We start from the raw sequence: 19574 nt of genomic DNA, 5'->3' as shown, positions 1-19574 counted from the left end.
AGCCCTTGAAAAGGATGGTGGGCGTGACAAGGATCGAACTTGTGACCCCTACGATGTCAACGTAGTGCTCTCCCGCTGAGCTACACGCCCATCCGATGGCGGCGCATAGATCACAAAACCTTGGTAGCCGTCAATAGGCTTTTTTTCGGTTTTGTGACGTTGCCGCCGGAAGCCTTAGGCGGCAAGGAGTTTGTTGACTTCGTCGACCAGCTCGCGCAGGTGGAAAGGCTTGGAAAGTACCTTGGCATCCTTCGGCGCTTTCGAATCGGGGTTCAGCGCGACAGCGGCGAAGCCGGTGATGAACATCACCTTCAGATCCGGATCGAGCTCGGTGGCGCGGCGCGCCAGTTCGATGCCATCCATCTCCGGCATGACAATGTCGGTAAGCAGCAGCGAAAAGGGCTCCTCGCGCAGCCGGTCGTAGGCGCTTGCTCCATTGTCAAAGGACAAGACCTTGTAGCCGGCCTTTTCCAGCGCCTTCACAAGGAACCGACGCATGTCGTTGTCATCTTCGGCAAGGAGTATCTTCTGGGTCATCATCTGTTCGCTAATCAACTTCTGTCTTGTTGGACTTGTCCAGCGTCCAACTTAGTCGTTGGCCGTAAACAAGCGGTGAATGGTCGGGTCAGGACAAAGCCATTCGCGTTCGTCCGTTGCAGCATAATCGCCTCCCAAGACCGCTTCGCTGTCTTAAGGATCGTGCTTTCGGGCATTTCCGTAGCGGCCCTTTGTATAAGGCCATTTTGCTTAAGTTAGTATGGACTTGCGGGCGAGCAACTGGCAACATGGATGCTGCGACAAGTTGTTGACATGGTAAAGACGTTGATGTCCGCAGAAATGCGTAATTTCGAGATTTTTGAGGTATCGGAGCCCGTCTCTCAGACAATTCCCTTTGTCTACAGCTCGCCCCATAGCGGCCGCATCTATCCACCGGATTTTATCGCCCAGTCCCGCCTGCAGGGCATCGCCATTCGCCGCTCGGAAGATCACTATGTCGATGAGCTGTTTTCGGCGGCAAGCGCTCTCGGCGCGCCGCTGCTGCTCGCCAATTTCCCGCGCGCCTATATCGACGTCAACCGCGAGCCCTATGAGCTCGACCCGCGTATGTTCGATGGCGTGTTGCCGCCCTATGCCAACATCAATTCGCTGCGAGTCGCCGGCGGTCTCGGCACCATTCCGCGCATCGTTGCCGAAAACATGGAAATCTACGCCCGCCGGGTGCCGGTCGAGGATGCGCTGAGGCGCATCGATACGATCTACAAGCCTTACCATGCGACACTGCGCCGGTTGATTGCCCGCACCCATGTCAAATTCGGCTTCGGCGTTCTGGTCGACTGCCATTCCATGCCGGGCAATATCCGCATCGCCGGCAGCAATGCGCGGCCCGATTTCATCCTTGGCGACCGCTACGGAACGAGCGCCTCGGCGGATCTGTCGCGCGCCGCCATGCAGATTCTCGACGAGCTCGGCTTTAACGCCGTGCGCAACAAGCCCTATGCCGGCGGCTTCATCACCGAGCATTATGGTCGCCCCTCCCGTGGACTTCATGCCCTGCAGATCGAGGTTAACCGCTCCCTCTACGTCGATGAAACGACGCTGGAGAAACGGTCGGATTTCGGTGCTGTCGCCGCAGCTATCACCCTGTTCATGAAACGCATGGCCGAGCATGTGGAATCCTACGCAGGCGATCCGGCGCTGGCGGCGGAGTAGGGGGTATCTCGCCCCTTGCGGGCGAGAAAGCAAAATCAGCATTTAGCTTTAGCTAGCTGCTAGATTTTGCAAGAGAGGGGGTAGGTCAGGGCGCGCCGACTCTCGGGGTAGGCCGAGCAAGAAGCGGACCCCCGCTCTGGCAATTTCAATGGCTTAGAAATTGCGCTAGGCTGTTGAATATGCAGCGCGTCCGGTATTGCAATTCCTAAACCAATGAAATTGCTTTCTCGCCCGCCAAGGGCGAGATCGAGCGCATCTGCCGCGCCATTCCCATGAAACAAATAGGCCCGGACAAAAAAGAACCGCGCTTGTGGCGCGGCTAAGTCTAGGGAGGAAACACCCAAGGAGGGTATTTACAGTCAGAAGACTGTAAGGGGATATTGCTGCTGCATTGCACAAATGTCAAGCAGATTATTGCGGCGCAAAATATTTAGGCAATCGCTGAATTTCTGCCTGATCTCCGGGCAATCCGCCTCTCGCAACGGCATTTGGTTTGCTTCGCCGCGTTTATGCGCTATGACTTCGCCCGTCCCGTCATTTATCCGGATCGACCATGCTTCCTGATCGTGCCTTCTTCTATCGTCTGGCCGAGGCGGCCAAGGCTGAGACCCTGCCGCGCTTTCGCGCCGGCGTCGACGTGGTTAACAAGGAGGCTCAGGGGTTCGACCCGGTAACCGAGGGCGACCGCGCCGCCGAAGTGGCGATTCGCACCTTGATCGAGGCGGAGTTTCCCGACCACGGCATCCTGGGCGAAGAGCACGGCGATGTCGGTCTGGATAGGGAACATGTCTGGGTGATCGATCCGATCGATGGTACCCGGGCCTTCATTTCCGGTGTGCCTGTCTGGGGGACGCTGATCGGCCTGCAGAAAAACGGACGCGCCGTCATGGGCATGATCGACCAGCCGTTTACGGGCGAGCGCTATTTCGCCGACGGCAACGGCTCGACCTATTCCGGCCCGGAAGGCGAAAGGCGGCTGCTGGTTCGTGATTGCGGCAGCCTGTCGAATGCCATTCTCTTCACCACTTCGCCGCATCTTTTCGCCGGCAAGGAGTTGGCAAAATATCGCGAGATTGAGAGCCAGGTGCGCCTGTTCCGCTACGGCACGGATTGCTATGCCTATGCGCTGCTCGCCGCCGGTCACGTCGATCTCGTCATCGAAAATTCGCTGAAGCCCTACGATGTCGGCGGCATTATCCCCGTCATCGAGCAGGCGGGCGGCATCATCACCACCTGGGACGGCGGTCGGCCGGAAAAGGGCGGCACGATCATCGCCGCCGGCAGCCGCGCGGTCTATGATCAGGCAATGGCGATCCTGTCGCGCTAGCTATACGTTTTCGGGTTCGCGATCCCGCTCTAAATCCCCACTCCCGCCATATCCGTATTCGCCTCGGCATCGCTGCCGGGGATGAAGGCGTTGATGGCGGCGAGGGCGGCGTTGCGATAGACGTCCCGCTCCTGAAGAATCTCGTGTTTGGCGCCGTGAACCGGCACGAGCTGCGCTGCGCGGAAATAGCGCGACAATCGTTCCTGGTCGGCATAGGGCACGACGCCGTCGCGGGTCGGCGCGATCAACACGGTCGGAATGGTGATGGAAAAGAGATGTTCGGGCGTATTGACGCGATCGATCGTGCGGAATGCTTCCAGCAGCCAGCGCGCCGTCGGCGGTCCGAGGGTGAGCTGCGGATAGGCCGTTGCGACGGCGATATTGCGCCGATAACGCCGCTCGTCCGTCGTCAACGGATTTTCCGGAAACGGCTTTTCCTTGATAGTTTTGCTGAACTGCATCCGGCCAAGACCAAAAGCGCAGACTATGCCGGAGAGAGAGCGGATAAGGCCGGGCGAGACGCCGTGGCCGGTGAGGCCAACGAAGGGCGCCGACAGCACCATGCGCTCGATCCGGGTCGCAAGCCGCGGCGCCGCCGACAATGCGATCAGTCCACCGGTCGAGTGCGCCAGCAGGAAGAACGGCAGGCGCGTATCCGGCAGCACGATCTTGTCGAGGAAGGCGGTCAGGTCACGCTCATAGTCCGAGAAGCGTCTGACATGTCCGCGCAGCGGGTCCTTCAACAGCCGCTCGGAGCCGCCTTGGCCACGCAGATCGAAGGTTGCGACCCAGAGACCTTTTTTGGTCAAGTCGCGGATCGTTTCGAAATATTTCTCGATGAACTCGTTGCGGCCCTGCATCAGCACCACGGTGCCCTTGGCGACCGGCTGCTCGCAGCGGAAGACGACATAGCGCAGCTTTCGCCTGTCAAATGACTCGAAGAACCCTTCGGTGCGGTTTTCCGGCACCGGATTGTCTGGAGTGGAATAGAGGATCGAATCCATGACGATGTCGCGCCCCGCTGAAGGGATGTCCTCCTCAAGGGGATAGCGCAGGTGCAGGGAATTGCAACTGCTTTGTTGGCGGCGATATCCCTCCATCGGCGTCTCCGATGGCACTATCGTTTTTCTCCGTTTCCCCTCCTTGCGCGTCTCTGCGAGTTCTCGGCCGTGGTCATCCGTATGGGAATGAAAGACATGGCAATTGCTGAAATCGTGAATTCAAGAATCCTTATTGTCGGCGGCAGCTCTGGAATGGGCTTGGCGCTGGCGAAACGCTCGCTCGCCGTCGGTGCCGAGGTCATCATCGTTGGGCGGAACGCGGACAAATTGAAGCGCACCGGCGCGGAGCTCCAAAATCCGGCACTTTCCACGATCGCGACCGATATCACGCAGGAAGGCCAGGTTGCCGATCTATTCGAGCGGGTCGGTCGGCTCGACCATATCGTGAGCACAGCCGCCGATATCGAAGGTGCTTATGAACTGCTGCCCTCGCTGGATCTCAAAGCTGCGCAAAAGGTTGTGGAAAGCAAATTCTACGGACCGCTATTGCTGGCGAAATATGGCGCGCCAGCACTCTCTCCAACGGGCTCCATCACCTTCACATCCGGTATCGCGGCCTATCGTCCATCGGCGCGAGGGTCGGTTGTTGCCGCAGTCAATGCGGGCTTGGAAGGGCTGGTCCGGGCGCTCGCAGTCGAATTGGCGCCAATCCGTGTGAATGCGGTTTCGCCCGGCTGGGTCGACACACCCATCTGGGCGCTCGTTGCCGGCGACAAGAAGGACGAGACGCTGAACGCCATGGCAAAACGGCTGCCGGTTGGGCGCGTAGGACAACCGGAAGATATCGCCGACGCCATCAGTTTCCTGATGGGCAATGCTTTCACAACGGGAACGATACTGCATGTCGAGGGCGGGCACCGGTTGGTTTAGCGGGTACGAAACCGTTGCTTTCGGCTGCCAGCAACAATTTCAAGGCTGGGGGCTGAACACGCCTGCGCCGCCAAATCATCACAAGCGACGCTGTCCGGGTTGGGCTGGGCCAGGGCAGCTCGTTGATTTCGCCGCGATCGAGGGCGTCGGCGACCGCAAGCCGCGGAACCAGGCTCATCCCTGTACCGGCTGCCACGAGCCGGGCAATTGTACCGATGCTGCCGACTTCGGCGGCGAGTTTCGGTGCCGCTATCCCAGCCTCGTCGAAAGCCTTGTCGAAGAGGTGTCGATAGATGCAACCGGGCTCGGTTGCGACGAAGCTCGTAGAAGCAAGCGCAGCCAAATCGCCTCCTTTCGATAAGGATTCCTGCCCAGGAGGCGCAATAAGAACCAATGGCTCCGCAGATATCATCCGCTTCGCCAGGCGTTCATCGAGACCGTCCTTCTCAAAACAGAAGGCGACATCGATCTCGCCGTCTTCGACCTTCCGCAATAGATCGCCGCTGCCTGCAACTTTCAGCCGCAGATTGACATCAGGATGATTGCTTTGAAAAGCCGCCAGCCATTGCGGAAGCCTCACGGAAGCAATCGTCTCCAGTGCGCCGATCGTCACCGTTCCCGCGGTGCGCCCCGAGGCTGCCTCGACGGCCGCACGCGCCTCGTCCGCCATCATCAGAATTTCTTCGGCATAGGGTCTCAGTGCTTCGCCCGCTGCCGTGAGTTCCAAGCCCGATCTCGACCGAATAAAGAGCTCGGTGCCCAGTTCGGTTTCGAGCGACTGGATTTGATCGCTCACGCTCGATTGCGCGAGATTCACCTCCTCGGCCGCACGAGTGAAATTCCGATTTCGGGCAACCGCCAGGAATGTCTTGAGTAGTCTCGGATGCATTGAGCCGTGCCGAAGTGGGATCAGAACAAGCGCCACCAAATGAGGAGGCAGCGCGGAGGCGACGCAACGATATCGATTTTGTCACCGCCAACAGATTACGGAATGGTCATATAGAAGGTCAACGGGGCAGGGCCATCGCCGCCGCCCTCAAGGCTTCGGTGTTGTACCGCGGCGCTCGAGTGCGGTTTTGCGGATGATGTCGGCGATCTCCGGGCTGCTGCTGGACAGCATCTGGAAGTCGGCGGAATAGAGCGAGAGGAGCGAGACTTCGGTGACTGCGCTGACGGTTGCCGAGCGGGGTTCGCCGCTGATCAGCGCCATCTCGCCGAAGAAGCTGCCAGAGCCGAGCTCCACCGGATGTGGTGTCGCGACGCTGACGCGGCCTTCGACGATGAAAAACATCTGGTCGCCCGTGTCGCCCTTGCGGCAGATTACGGTGCCCGCCGGTACGACGCGCGGCCTCAGCGCCCGTACGATCTCGATCAGTGCGGCAGAACCAAGTTTTTGGAACAGCGGCACGGCCGCAACCAACTGCCAATTGCGCACGAAGTCCTGGCGGCGGACTTCTTCGTAGAAACCGGTGGCGAGGATGCCGGCCCATAGGGCAAAGATGCCGATGCCGCTCATCATGACCAGCCCGGCGAGAACGCGTCCGGCGAAGCTTTGCGGAATCTCGTCGCCATAGCCGGTGGTCGATAAGGTCACTACCGCCCACCACATCGCCAGGGGTATGCTGCCGAACTTGTCGGGCTGGACGTCGCGCTCGATGACATAGGCTGCGAGTGCCGCGCCGAACAGAACGATGCCGAAGATCGAGGTGACGCCGATCAGATTGGGCGCTTCTTTAGTGAGGACCCTACCCAACAGTCGAAAGAAGTTCGAACCGCGCAGGGGTTTCAGCAGCCAGATGGCACAATAGAGGCTTTGGTCGCGGCCGCCGACGAACAGGAACGCAGCCATGGGGATGAGAACGGCGAGCACATCGACGACTATTTCCGGCCCCTTGTCGCGAACTTTTTTTGTCCGGCGCACGATCAGCGTTTCGATCAATTGCAGGACATAGGCAGCCCAGATGCCGGCAAGCAGGACTTCCAGAATGAGCCTAGTCTGTCCGGCGATGTCCGGCATCGTGAGCGCAGCCACGGTCACGAGACCGATTGCAGCAAGCAGCGCGCTCAGCGGCTCAGAAATCTTCGAGAAAGGGAGTGCCGACATTCAACAACCTCCCCGACCGGCCTGCCACTCACCTAAGCATAGGATGCCTTCGGCCCAAACGTAAAGGGCTGTTGAGGCATGTGCAGCAGCCAAGTGTTGACCAGTGAACGAGCAAATTCGTCTTGGGCCGTTATCGCTGCCCGACATCCAGCGGAAAGCCCTTGAAGGGCTTGATTTCCTTGAGCACGAACGTCGTCTGCATTTCCTTGATACGGGGCAATCGGCGAACGGCCGCCATCGCGAAATCCGCGTAGCTGTCGAGGTCCGCGGCAACGACCTGCAGCAGGAAATCCGAGTCTCCGGCGATGCTGTAGCATGCCACGACTTCGCTCAGCTTCAGGACGTCGCGCGAGAATTCTTCGGCTTCGGCCTCGCTGTGGCTGTCGATCTTCACCCTGATGAAAGCCAGGACGCCGAGGCCGATCTGGCGCCTGTCGAGGGTTGCCGTATAGCCCTGGATGACCCCTGTTTCTTCCAATTGACGCACACGCCGCCAGCATGGGGAGGTGGAGAGCCCGACTTCGGACGAAAGTGCCTGATTGGTCAGGCGTCCGTCCTTCTGGAGTGCTTCGAGGATTCTGAGGTCGATCGATTCAAGTGCGGAGGGCATATGTCGCCTTATTATGGGTCGATATGGGTAGAGTCTGCCATATATAGCCAAGTATTGGCAATAAAAGGTAAGAATCTCCGCGACGCCCAGGATATTCTTTTGGGAACATCGACACCAGCAACAGGTTTCCCATGCTTCCCGATATCCGCCTCGCCATCGTCATCAATCCGGATCTGCCGCTCGGGCTGATTGCCAATACCGCCGGCACCATCGCGATCGGGCTGGGGGCGCGATTTCCCGCGCTTGCGGGGCAGCAATTGATCGATAGCGAAGGGCGGACCATCGACATCAGTTCGAACATGCCGGTTCCGATGCTGCAGGCGGATGCCGACACCATCCGGTCGCTGCTGCTGAAGGCTTTGCCGCCGCAGGGCGAACGTGCGGTCGTCGCCTTTCCGGCCTTTGCACGCTCGCTGCACGATTACAGGGAGTATGAGGCAACGTTTCCCGGCCGCGACCTCCAGATGGAAGCGATCGACGGTCTGGGGATAGCGGGTCCGTCGAAATGGGTGAAATCGCTGACGGGCTCGCTGAAGCTGTTGCGCTGAGGGAAGGAAAGAAAAGGGCCGGCTTGCGGAGATAGAGAGATCCGCGTCGCCGGCCTAGCAAGGACTGAAGAAGAAGGGACGATACACTTCAGTCATCGGACAGTGAATGTATCCGATGGTTCCATTGGTAGGCCCGCCAGCCTGAACGGGTGCCGAACCGGCCGTTCATCTGCGGTTCACGCTGCGTTATGTCTGAAATTCGGGAGATGTCTTCAGGGGTCTTGAACTCCCGAAAAGCGATCACCATCTCCATTCTGCGGGTGCCAAAAGGGCTCGCATAACCGTCCCGAGACCGCCCAGAGCGGGGTCATGGGGCACAACCGAATCGCAATCGTCGCTCACAGGAGGACACCATGCGTCACGTAGACTTCTCTCCCCTTTATCGTTCCACCGTCGGTTTCGACCGCCTCTTCACCATGCTCGACAGCCTTGCGCAGCCGGATCAGGCCCAGACCTATCCGCCCTACAACATCGAGCGTACCGGTGAGAACACCTATCGCATCACCATGGCCGTTGCCGGTTTCGATGAAAAGGAACTGAGCATCGAGGCTCATGCCCATGTTCTCCAGGTCAAGGGTGAAAAGAGCGAGGAGCCGGCTGAGGCCAGCGAATATCTCTATCGCGGTATCGCCAAGCGCGCCTTCGAGCGCCGCTTCCAGCTCGCTGATCATGTCGAGGTCCAGGCGGCTTCGCTGAAGAATGGTCTGCTGCACATCGATCTATTGCGCAACATTCCGGAAGCCATGAAGCCCCGCCGTATCTCCATCGCCGCCGAGCCGGTCGAGACCCCGAAGGCAATCGAGGCCCGTATCAACTAACGGCCTTCAATCAATAGACCAAAGACCGATCCTCCCAAGGTCACAAAAGCAAGGCGGCGCTCCGTTGGGGCGCCGCCTTTTGTATTCGATCGTGGCTGGAATGGTCCTCACGCGGCGTTCGGGGCTCCGTTCGCCTTGGAGGCCACGCCCGCCTGGGCTTCGGCCTTGGCCGCTTCCCGCCTCTTGGCGGCATCCGCATATTTTTGGGCGATGACGGCGCAGGCCATCAACTGGATTTGGTGAAACAGCATCAGTGGCAGGACAATGGCGCCGATGCCCTGGCCGGCGAAGATGACGTTGGCCATCGGAACGCCGCTCGCAAGCGATTTCTTCGAACCGCAGAAGGTGATGGTGATCTCGTCGGCGCGGGAGAAGCCGAGCGCGCGACTGCCGAACATGGTGATGCAGAGCACCAGCGCCAGAAGCACGATGTTGGCGACGATGACCGTGGCGATATCGACGAGCGAGAAGGTATGCCACAGGCCCTCGGCGACGGCCTCGCTGAAGGCCGAATAGACGACCATCAGGATCGAGCCACGGTCGATCGGCATCAGGATCGTCTTCTTCGAGCGTATCCAATTGCCGATCCAGGGCTGCAGGACCTGGCCGGCGATGAAGGGCGCGAGCAGTTGCAGCATGATCTGCTCCAGCACGTCCCAGGAGAATCCACCGCCATGGCCGCCGACGGAGAAGAGCACGCCGACGAGCAGGGGCGTCAGGAACATGCCGAAGATATTGGAGGCCGATGCGGCGCAGATCGCGGCCGGCACATTGCCGCCGGCAATCGAGGTGAAGGCGATCGAGGACTGCACCGTTGAGGGCAGCACGCTGAGGAACAGGATGCCGGTGTAAAGTGCCTGCGGCAGGATGGCTGGCACCAGCACGCCCATGGCGAGAGCCAGAAGCGGGAAAATGCCAAAGGTTGTCAGCAGGATGACCAGGTGCAGCCGCCAATGCAGCAGGCCGGCGATGACCACATCCCGCGACAGGCGCGCGCCGTGCAGGAAGAACAGCAGGCCGATGGCAAAATTGGTGGCGGTGCCGAAGTAGCTGGCGCTCGTACCCTGCACGGGGAAGAAGGATGCCGTCAGCACGGTGAGCACGAGCAGCATGGTGAAGGTGTCTGGAAGAAAGCGGCGCATGATGCCAACCCCGATTTGCAATTCCGTAAGATTAGTTCTAGCACATAGACCTATCGTGATCCGCGATGCAAGGAATAACAGTTATCGTGATTCAGGATGAGTGCCATGCTTGATCTCACGCAATTGCGCAGCTTCGTCGCCGTCGAGCAGATGGGCAGCTTCACGCTGGCGGCCGAGCGGCTTGGCCTCGGCCAGTCCACGGTCAGCCAGCATATCCAGCGGCTGGAGACTATGCTTGGCCGCAAGCTTCTGGCCCGCGACACGCATCGAGTGGTGTTGACGGGCGACGGCGAGGCGCTGCTCGGCCATGCCCGGCAGATGCTGTCGATCGAGGGGGAGGTGCAGCAGCTCTTTGCCGGCAACAGCCTGCGCGGCAACTTGCGGCTCGGTGTCTCCGAGGATTTCGTCACCAGCCAGTTGCCGGATGTGCTGGAAGAATTTGTTCGCTCGCATCCTTCCGTCGATCTCGAATTGACGGTCGCGCTCAGCGGCACGCTCTATGAAATGCAGGACAATGGCGACCTCGACCTGGTTCTTGCCAAGCGCCGCCTCGGCGATGCCAGGGGGAGGCTCGTCTATCGCGAGCCGCTGGTCTGGCTGGCGCGTGATCCGGAGCGCATTCGCAAGCTCGCGGCGCCTTTACCGCTGATCGCCTTTCCCGCCCCAAGCGTTACCCGGGCCGTAGCGCTTGAGGCGCTGCGCCGTCAACAGGTGCCCTGGCGCATCGTCTGTACCTGCGGCAGCCTCAGCGGCCTGACGGCGGCGGCGCGTGCCGGCATGGGCGTCCTCGTTCAGCCCCGCAGCATGGCGCCAACAGGACTGTCGGAAATTGCGCCCGGTTGGCTGCCGATGCTGGAGGACGTCGAATTCGTGTTGGTGCCACGCAAGGGAGCGGATCAGTTGCTGGTCAGCGCCTTGTCGGAGGATATTCTGGCGAAGGTGCGAGGGCTGAGATCTAACTGACTTATCAGGGCGGTGACGCCATCAATCCAAAAAATATTTTGGAATCATATAAATAAGATTGTGAGATCTGCTAAAGTTCTTTCGCCGGCTCCCGATACGCTTTCTGCGTGTCCTGTCCTTTTTGTTCACCTATTCAGGTTAATGTCAGCTTTCATTAGTACGGTTAAGTTTAATTGAACGAGCTGAGTCGAGGAAAATCAGCCCGATGAAATATGGTGCGATGTTTATTTGCGGGCTGGTCGCCTGCGTCATGGCGATGACGGTCATAACCCGTCATATGCCGGGCCAATCGGGCCAAGACGTTTCACATTCCGCACTGTTCATGCACCCAAGTGAGAATTTAACCTCCAAATGAGGTGCTGAGCGCCGCGTGCGTCCCAATGGGACAGCTACGGCGCTCCTTTTTTACCCGAAAATCAGGCGAGGCAAGCCAGGAAGCCGGCGACATCGTCATCTGTCGTGGCGAAGCTGGTGACGAGGCGGATCAGTGTCTCGTTCGCGTTTACCAGCTCGGGGCGCGATTCCGAGATCGGCCATTCGTAGAACTTTGCACCCCTGTCCTCGGCGGTCTTGGCGGCCGATTTCGAAATGATCGCAAAGACTTCGTTCGAGGCGGTCGGCCAGGCGAGGCGTGCGGTGGCGACCTGCTCGATGCCGGCGCGCAGGCGATCGGCCATGCGGTTGGAATGGCGGGCAAGGTCGAGCCAGAGGCCATCTTCGAAATAGCCGTCGAACTGGGCGGCGATGAAGCGCGACTTGGAGAAAAGCTGCGCGGCGCGTTTGCGAATGAAGTGCATCTCCTTCGCCTGCTCCGGATTGAAGAAGACGATCGCCTCGGCGCACCAGCAGCCGTTTTTGGTGCCGCCGAAGGAAAGGATGTCGACGCCGCGCTTCCAGGTCATTTCCGCCGGGCTGACGCCGAGCGCGACCAGCGCATTGGCGAAGCGGGCGCCATCCATGTGCAGTGGCAGGCTGTTTGCCTTGCAGACGGAGGCGATGGCGTCGATTTCAGCGAGTGAATAGACCGTGCCGATCTCCGTTGCCTGGGTGATGGTCACTGCCGCGGCGCGGCCATGATGGAGGTCATCCTGCGGAAAGCGGGCGACCTTGGTGACGAGCGCCTTCACGTCGATTTTACCGGCCGCACCATCGACCGTCGCCAGCCGCGCCCCGCTGAAGAAATCCGGCGCGCCGCATTCGTCCTCGGCGACATGTGCTTCTGGATGGCAGAAGCTGACGCCGCCCGGCTTCTGGACGCTGGCGAGCGACAGCGAATTGGCGGCCGTGCCGGTTGCGACGAAGAAGACGGCGACTTCACGCTCGAAAATCTCGGCGAACTTGGCTTCAATCTTCTGGTCGAGATCGCTGGTGCCGTAGGCTGCGGCAAAACCGCCGGATTCGGCGAAAAGCCGCTGGGCGATCTTGGGATGGGCGCCGGCCCAATTATCGGAAGCAAAAAACATGGATATGCACCAACTGAATCAACAGGATTGCGGGAGGGTTAGCTGAGGTCCGCCGGACATTAATCCAATGCCGCAGGGGATCAAGAGTGCCATGCTGAAGGACACATCACAGAAATTGATCTACGCAATCAACAAACAAAATGATGCGGCGTGGTGAAACTTTCTTGCTCGAATTTTGAAGCATCGGCAATCTTCCGTCGCGGGTTAACGTTATTTTGCCGTTTTGCTCTTGCGAAGCCGATCACTTTCTGGCATAGAGCTGATGAATTAGGACAGGGTTGCTGTCCTATTTTGGCCGCCAAGGCCGAAGATGCGCTAGAGGGTCCTGACGATATCGGGATTTCGAGCTATAGTTACCGCGAGCATGTCCTATCGAGCCGTGAGGCGATCAGGCGGAGCGGCGGTGGAATAAGCAAGGCGCGGAACGCTGACGACGGGCTCCACCAAGGAGTCATGGTCTGCGGCCCGATCTTCACAATGCAACAGCGCTGTCGCGCGTCGGACCCGATAACGGGGCGGCGCGGGACGAAGGATCGCCCGCGATGCGGGCCTTACCGGAGGGAAAACGATGACGAACAGGACGCCGTCCATGATTTTTGACCAGATCGCAGCAGCAGAGGCTGCCGCCACGGTCAATACGTCGAAACGTGCCGATCGTTTGGCCTCGGGAGGCCTCCCGCCGAAGCAGGGCCTCTATGATCCGCGAAATGAACATGATGCCTGCGGCGTCGGTTTTGTCGCGCATATGAAGGGCCAGAAGTCGCACCAGATCGTGCGCGACGGCCTGTTCATTCTGGAAAACCTGACGCATCGCGGCGCTGTCGGTGCCGATCCGCTGATGGGCGATGGCGCCGGCATTCTCGTGCAGATTCCTGACCGTTTTTTCCGCGAGGAAATGGCCTTGCAGGGCGTTACCCTGCCGAAGGCCGGCGAATATGGCGTCGGCCATTTCTTCCTGCCGCGCGACGAGGCGTTGATCGAGCATTTCAAGACCGCCATCAAGCAGGTCGTCGCCGAAGAGGGCCAGGTTCTGCTCGGCTTTCGCGATGTGCCGGTCGACAACTCCTCGCTCTCGAAGGCGCCTGACATCGCCGCTACAGAGCCGCATCATGTGCAGGTCTTCATCGGCGCCGGCCGCGATGCCGGCACGCATGAGGAATTCGAGCGCCGCCTGTTCACTCTGCGCAAGGTGATCTCCAACCGCATCTATGCGGAATATGAGGGCGAAGAGAGTAACTTCTACCCGGTCTCGCTGTCGAGCTCGACCGTGGTCTACAAGGGCATGTTCCTCGCCTATCAGGTCGGCGCCTATTACAAGGATCTCGCCGATCCGCGTTTCGAATCGGCCGTCGCCCTCGTGCACCAGCGCTTTTCCACCAACACCTTCCCGTCGTGGAAGCTGGCGCACCCCTATCGCATGGTCGCCCATAACGGAGAAATCAACACGCTGCGCGGCAACGTCAACTGGATGGCGGCGCGCCAGGCTTCGGTCTCTTCGCCGCTCTTCGGCGACGACATCTCCAAGCTCTGGCCGATTTCCTACGAAGGACAGTCGGACACCGCCTGCTTCGACAACGCGCTCGAATTCCTCGTGCGCGGTGGCTATTCCATGGCGCATGCCGTAATGATGCTGATCCCGGAAGCCTGGGCCGGCAACCAGTTGATGGCGGCGGAACGCAAGGCGTTCTACGAATATCATGCCGCCCTGATGGAGCCGTGGGATGGTCCGGCCGCTGTCGCCTTCACCGATGGCAAGCAGATCGGCGCGACGCTCGACCGCAACGGCCTGCGTCCGGCCCGCTATCTCGTCACCAACGACGATCGCGTCATCATGGCGTCCGAAGCCGGCGTTTTGCCGGTTGAGGAAGAAAAGATCATTCAGAAGTGGCGCCTGCAGCCGGGCAAGATGCTGCTCATCGATATGGAAAAGGGCCGGATCATCTCCGACGACGAGGTGAAGTCGGAGCTTGCGACCAAGCATCCCTATCGGAGCTGGCTCAACCGCACGCAGTTGATCCTCGAAGACTTGAAGCCGGTGGAGCCGCGGGCGCTGCGCCGCGACGTGTCGCTGCTCGATCGCCAGCAGGCTTTCGGCTATACGCTGGAAGACACCAAGATCCTGATGTCGCCGATGGCGACGACGGGGCAGGAGGCGATTGGCTCCATGGGCACGGATACGCCGATCTCAGCCATGTCCGACAAGCCGAAGCTGCTTTATACCTATTTCAAGCAGAACTTCGCGCAGGTCACCAACCCGCCGATCGACCCGATACGCGAAGAGCTGGTGATGAGCCTCGTCTCCTTCATCGGTCCGCGCCCGAACCTGCTCGACCATACCGGAATGGCCAATGCCAAGCGGCTGGAAGTGCGTCAGCCGATCCTGACCAATGGCGATCTGGAAAAGATCCGCTCGATCGGCCATACGGAAGACCGTTTCGACACCAAGACGCTGGACTTCACCTATGATGTCGAGCGCGGTGCCGAAGGCATGCCGGAAATGCTGGACCGTCTCTGCGAGCGTGCGGAAGCGGCCGTTCGCGGTGGCTACAACATCATCGTGCTGTCCGACCGCCAGATCGGGCCGGACCGCATCGCGATCCCGGCGCTGCTGGCGACGGCGGCCGTTCACCATCACCTGATCCGCAAGGGGCTGCGCACATCGGTTGGTATCGTCGTCGAAACCGGCGAGCCGCGCGAAGTGCACCATTTCTGCCTGCTCGCCGGCTATGGCGCGGAGGCGATCAACCCCTATCTCGCCTTCGACACGCTGCTCGACATGCATCAGCGCGGTGACTTCCCGAAGGAAGTCGATGCGAGCGAAGTCGTCTACCGCTATATCAAGGCGGTCGGCAAAGGCATCCTCAAGGTCATGTCGAAGATGGGCATTTCGACCTATCAGTCCTATTGCGGCGCGCAGATCTTCGATGCGATCGGCTTGCAGCAGGAACTGGTCGACAAGTACTTCTTCGGCACGGCGACGATGATCGAAGGTATCGGCCTCGAGACCATCGCCGAGGAAACTGTTGCCCGTCACAAGTCGGCCTTCGGCCGTGATCCGATCCTGGCAAGCACGCTCGATATCGGCGGCGAATATGCCTACCGTATGCGCGGTGAAAGCCATGCCTGGACGCCGGATGCTGTCGCCGCCCTTCAGCATGCCGTGCGCGGCAATGCTGCGGACCGCTATCGCGAGTTCTCGGAGATGGTCAACCAGTCGGCGCTCCGGATGAACACCATCCGCGGTCTCTTCAAGATCAAGGATGCGGAAACACTCGGCCGCAAGCCGATCTCGGTCGACGAGGTCGAGCCCGCTGCCGATATCGTCAAGCGCTTCTCGACAGGCGCCATGTCTTTCGGCTCTATCAGCCGTGAGGCGCATACGACGCTGGCGATCGCCATGAACCGCATCGGCGGCAAGTCGAACACCGGCGAAGGCGGCGAGGAATCCGATCGCTACACGCCGCTCTTCGACGGTTCGCCGAACCCTGAACGCTCGGCAATCAAGCAGATCGCCTCCGGCCGCTTCGGTGTGACCACCGAATATCTGGTCAATGCCGACGTGCTGCAGATCAAGGTGGCTCAGGGTGCCAAGCCCGGCGAAGGCGGCCAGTTGCCCGGCCATAAGGTCGACGCCACGGTCGCCAAGACCCGCCATTCGACGCCGGGTGTGGGCCTGATCTCGCCGCCGCCGCACCATGATATCTACTCGATCGAAGATCTGGCGCAGCTCATCTTCGACCTGAAGAACGTCAACCCGACCTCGGATGTGTCGGTCAAGCTCGTCTCGGAAGTTGGCGTCGGCACGGTCGCCGCCGGCGTTGCCAAGGCGCGCGCCGATCACATCACCGTTGCCGGCTTCGACGGTGGTACGGGTGCTTCACCGCTCACCTCGCTGAAGCATGCGGGTTCGCCCTGGGAAATCGGCCTTGCTGAGACACAGCAGACGCTGGTGCTGAACGGGTTGCGCTCACGCGTCGCCCTGCAGGTGGATGGCGGTCTGAAGACCGGCCGCGACGTCATCGTCGGCGCGCTGCTCGGCGCAGACGAATTCGGTTTCGCCACCGCGCCGTTGATTGCGGCCGGCTGCATCATGATGCGCAAGTGCCACCTCAACACCTGTCCAGTCGGCGTCGCGACGCAGGACCCGGTTCTGCGCAAGCGCTTCAAGGGCACGCCGGAGCATGTCATCAACTACTTCTTCTTCGTTGCGGAGGAAGTGCGCGAAATTCTCGCCTCGCTTGGCGCTACCAAGCTGGACGACATCATCGGCGCTTCGGAACTGCTGGAGAAGGATGATATGCTCGCCCATTGGAAGGCCAAGGGGCTCGACTTCAGCCGCATCTTCCACAAGGTCGATGCGCCGAAGGAAGACACCTATTGGACGACCGTGCAGAAGCACCCGATCGTCGACATTCTCGACCGCAAGCTGATCGAGAAGGCAGAGCCGGCGCTTGCCAGCAAGACGCCGGTCGCCTTCGAAGTCGACATCAAGAACGTCGACCGTTCGGCCGGTGCGATGCTGTCGGGCGCCGTCGCCAAGCGCTACGGTCACCGCGGCCTGAAGGATGACACGATCAACGTCACGCTGAGAGGCACGGCCGGCCAGTCCTTCGGCGCGTTCCTGGCGCGCGGCGTCACCTTCAACCTCATCGGTGACGGTAACGACTACGTCGGCAAGGGCCTTTCGGGCGGCCGCATCATCATCCGTCCGCCGGAAAACTCGCAGATATCAGCCGAACATTCGATCATCGTCGGCAACACCGTGCTTTACGGCGCGACCGAAGGCGAATGCTATTTCCGTGGCGTCGCCGGTGAGCGTTTTGCGGTGCGCAACTCCGGCGCCATCACCGTCGTCGAAGGCGTGGGTGACCATGGCTGCGAATATATGACCGGCGGTGTCGTCGTCGTGCTCGGCGAAACCGGCCGCAACTTCGCAGCCGGTATGTCGGGCGGCGTCGCTTATGTGCTCGACGAAAAGGGTGATTTCGCCCGTCGCTGCAACATGGCGATGGTCGAGCTGGAACCGGTTCCGGAAGAGGACGAATTGCTGGAGAAGCTGCATCATCACGGCGGCGACCTCATGCACAAGGGACGCGTCGACGTCTCCGGTGACATGACGCGCCACGACGAAGAGCGCCTCTACCAGTTGATTTCGAACCATTTTCACTACACCGGCTCGACGCGGGCAAAGGAAATCCTCGATCACTGGGCCGACTATCGCCCGAAATTCCGCAAGGTCATGCCGGTCGAATACCGTCGTGCGCTGGAAGAGATGGAGCGTAGCCGGATGGGTGTGGCGGCGGAGTGATCCGCTGCAGCTCGTCTTCCCTTCGAGGATTTCGCGTCCAATTGCGATCGCCGCGGTGGCGGTCGCAACTGTCGAAAAGCGGAATCGGTTTTGAATTACAGTGCCGGACAAGGCAGCGGGATTTGCCTTCAGGCACGGGAGCCATCGGCTCCTCTATTTAGCGTGAGGAAACGAAAGCATGGGCAAGGTAACAGGCTTCTTGGAAATCGACCGGCAGGTTGGCAAGTATCAGCCGGCGTCGGACCGCATCCGGCATTTCCGCGAATTCACGATCCCCATGTCGGACCAGGAAGTGCAGAAACAGGCAGCACGCTGCATGGACTGTGGCATTCCCTATTGCCACGGCCCAACCGGCTGCCCGGTCCACAACCAGATTCCGGATTGGAACGACCTCGTTTACAACAACAATTGGGAAGAGGCGATCCGCAACCTGCATTCGACCAACAACTTCCCGGAATTCACCGGCCGCGTCTGCCCCGCACCTTGCGAGGAAGCCTGCACGCTGAACCTCGAGGATGCTCCGGTCGCGATCAAGACGGTCGAGCAGGCCATTGCCGACAAGGCCTATGAACTCGGCTTCATCCGTCCGGAACCGGCAACCGTCCATACGGGCAAGAAGGTCGCCGTCATCGGCTCCGGCCCCGCCGGCATGGCGGCGGCTCAGCAGCTTGGCCGCGCGGGTCACGAAGTCCATGTTTACGAGCGCGAAACGAAGCCCGGTGGGCTGCTGCGCTACGGCATTCCGGACTTCAAGATGGAGAAGAACTTCATCGACCGCCGCGTCGAACAGATGAAGGGCGAAGGCGTGACCTTCCATTGCGGCGTCAATGTCGGCGTGGACGTCAAGGTCGAGCAGCTTCTGGCTGACCATGATGCGGTTCTTTATTGCGGCGGCTCGGAAACCCCGCGCGAAGCCGGCATTCCCGGCACGACGCTAGCAGGCGTCCATGACGCCATGCCCTATCTCGTGCAGCAGAACCGCCGCATCGGCCGCGAAAACATCGACAGCATCGGCTGGCCGTCCGACCCGATCCTTGCCGGCGGCAAGCATATCGTGGTCGTCGGTGGCGGCGATACTGCGTCCGACTGCGTCGGCACCGCGTTCCGCCAGGGTGCCGTCAAGGTGACCCAGCTCGATATCCGCCCGCAGCCGCCGGAAAAGGAAGACAAGCTCGCCGTCTGGCCCTTCTGGGCGACGAAGATGCGTACCTCCTCCTCGCAGGCCGAGGGCGCCGTGCGCGAATTCCAGGTGGCAACGCTGGAATTCATCGGCGAAGACGGCGTACTGACCGGCGTGAAGTGCTGCGAAGTGGATGAGCGCCGCAAGCCGATTGCCGGCACGGAGTTCGTTATCCGCGCCGATCTCGCCTTCATCGCCATCGGCTTCCGCGGTCCGTTCACCGACAGCGTGCTGAAGGAACTCGACGGCAAGCTGACGCTCAACACCGACAAGCGCGGCTCGACTAATGTCGTCGCCGACGACAAGGACTATAGGACCTCGGTCGACAAGCTCTGGACCGCCGGCGACGTCCGCCGCGGCCAGTCCCTGGTCGTCTGGGCCATCCGCGAAGGCCGCCAGGCCGCCCGCGCGATCGACGAAGCCCTAATGGGCTCGACGGTGCTGCCGCGGTAAGAGAAGCGCATGTACTG

At 60.5% G+C, this 19574-nt stretch carries 15 protein-coding genes and 1 tRNA gene; 8 read left to right on the top strand and 8 right to left on the bottom strand.

The features are described from left to right. Nucleotides 1-15 precede the first annotated feature (15 nt). Nucleotides 16-90: transfer RNA gene (locus ACXHXG_RS12220), tRNA-Val, on the bottom strand. Nucleotides 91-174: 84 nt separating this feature from the next. Next, nucleotides 175-537 (bottom strand): response regulator CpdR1, encoded by a 363-nt coding sequence (gene cpdR1 / locus ACXHXG_RS12215; RefSeq protein WP_004117561.1) that lies wholly within the window; start codon nucleotides 535-537, stop codon nucleotides 175-177. A 288-nt stretch (nucleotides 538-825) separates the two neighbouring features. Between cpdR1 and ACXHXG_RS12210 the strand changes: the two genes are divergently transcribed. Then, a complete protein-coding gene (locus ACXHXG_RS12210; protein ID WP_457899417.1) occupies nucleotides 826-1710 on the top strand; it encodes an N-formylglutamate amidohydrolase in 885 nt (294 codons plus the stop codon). Between the two features lie 553 nt (nucleotides 1711-2263). Beyond that, nucleotides 2264-3037 carry a histidinol-phosphatase gene (gene hisN / locus ACXHXG_RS12205; RefSeq protein ID WP_457899416.1) on the top strand — a complete coding sequence of 258 codons (774 nt, stop codon included), beginning with the start codon at nucleotides 2264-2266 and terminating at the stop codon, nucleotides 3035-3037. A gap of 29 nt (nucleotides 3038-3066) precedes the next feature. On the opposite strand, the gene ACXHXG_RS12200 is transcribed toward hisN, so the two are convergent. Next, a complete protein-coding gene (locus ACXHXG_RS12200) occupies nucleotides 3067-4041 on the bottom strand; it encodes an alpha/beta fold hydrolase (RefSeq protein ID WP_457899516.1) in 975 nt (324 codons plus the stop codon). Between the two features lie 192 nt (nucleotides 4042-4233). On the opposite strand from ACXHXG_RS12200, the gene ACXHXG_RS12195 reads away from it, so the two are divergent. Then, nucleotides 4234-4968, top strand: coding sequence for an SDR family oxidoreductase (locus ACXHXG_RS12195; protein WP_457899415.1), 735 nt, complete (start codon nucleotides 4234-4236; stop codon nucleotides 4966-4968). Here ACXHXG_RS12195 and ACXHXG_RS12190 read toward each other — a convergent pair. From ACXHXG_RS12190 to ACXHXG_RS12180, 3 genes are all read right to left on the bottom strand, one after another. Next, nucleotides 4919-5857, bottom strand: coding sequence for a LysR family transcriptional regulator (locus tag ACXHXG_RS12190; protein ID WP_457899414.1), 939 nt, complete (start codon nucleotides 5855-5857; stop codon nucleotides 4919-4921). The genes ACXHXG_RS12195 and ACXHXG_RS12190 overlap by 50 nt on opposite strands. 147 nt (nucleotides 5858-6004) lie before the next feature. Beyond that, nucleotides 6005-7072, bottom strand: coding sequence for a cyclic nucleotide-gated ion channel (locus tag ACXHXG_RS12185; protein ID WP_285167590.1), 1068 nt, complete (start codon nucleotides 7070-7072; stop codon nucleotides 6005-6007). A gap of 130 nt (nucleotides 7073-7202) precedes the next feature. Continuing rightward, complete coding sequence (locus ACXHXG_RS12180; protein ID WP_285167591.1) at nucleotides 7203-7682, bottom strand: Lrp/AsnC family transcriptional regulator; 480 nt, start codon at nucleotides 7680-7682, stop codon at nucleotides 7203-7205. A gap of 131 nt (nucleotides 7683-7813) precedes the next feature. Here ACXHXG_RS12180 and ACXHXG_RS12175 point away from each other — a divergent pair, with 131 nt between their 5' ends. Then, a complete protein-coding gene (locus ACXHXG_RS12175; RefSeq protein WP_457899413.1) occupies nucleotides 7814-8230 on the top strand; it encodes a DUF2000 domain-containing protein in 417 nt (138 codons plus the stop codon). A 353-nt stretch (nucleotides 8231-8583) separates the two neighbouring features. After that, nucleotides 8584-9048, top strand: coding sequence for an Hsp20 family protein (locus ACXHXG_RS12170; protein ID WP_104824263.1), 465 nt, complete (start codon nucleotides 8584-8586; stop codon nucleotides 9046-9048). Nucleotides 9049-9155: 107 nt separating this feature from the next. Here ACXHXG_RS12170 and ACXHXG_RS12165 read toward each other — a convergent pair whose 3' ends face one another. Then, on the bottom strand, nucleotides 9156-10190 hold the full coding sequence (locus ACXHXG_RS12165) for a bile acid:sodium symporter family protein (RefSeq protein ID WP_457899412.1): 1035 nt from the start codon (nucleotides 10188-10190) through the stop codon (nucleotides 9156-9158). A gap of 105 nt (nucleotides 10191-10295) precedes the next feature. Between ACXHXG_RS12165 and ACXHXG_RS12160 the strand changes: the two genes are divergently transcribed. Next, on the top strand, nucleotides 10296-11153 hold the full coding sequence (locus ACXHXG_RS12160) for a LysR substrate-binding domain-containing protein (RefSeq protein WP_457899411.1): 858 nt from the start codon (nucleotides 10296-10298) through the stop codon (nucleotides 11151-11153). Between the two features lie 416 nt (nucleotides 11154-11569). On the opposite strand, the gene ACXHXG_RS12155 is transcribed toward ACXHXG_RS12160, so the two are convergent. Next, on the bottom strand, nucleotides 11570-12616 hold the full coding sequence (locus ACXHXG_RS12155) for a threonine aldolase family protein (RefSeq protein ID WP_457899410.1): 1047 nt from the start codon (nucleotides 12614-12616) through the stop codon (nucleotides 11570-11572). Nucleotides 12617-13184: 568 nt separating this feature from the next. Between ACXHXG_RS12155 and gltB the strand changes: the two genes are divergently transcribed. Both gltB and ACXHXG_RS12145 read left to right on the top strand, forming a co-directional pair. Continuing rightward, nucleotides 13185-17924 carry a glutamate synthase large subunit gene (gltB, locus tag ACXHXG_RS12150; protein WP_457899409.1) on the top strand — a complete coding sequence of 1580 codons (4740 nt, stop codon included), beginning with the start codon at nucleotides 13185-13187 and terminating at the stop codon, nucleotides 17922-17924. A gap of 178 nt (nucleotides 17925-18102) precedes the next feature. Beyond that, nucleotides 18103-19557, top strand: coding sequence for a glutamate synthase subunit beta (locus ACXHXG_RS12145; protein WP_283047362.1), 1455 nt, complete (start codon nucleotides 18103-18105; stop codon nucleotides 19555-19557). The last annotated feature ends 17 nt before the right edge of the window (nucleotides 19558-19574 follow it).

It is taken from the genome of Rhizobium sp. LEGMi-198b (genome assembly GCF_054114205.1).
Note: the sequence above shows the minus strand (reverse complement) of the source record. Positions and strands in the feature narration are given on the sequence as shown.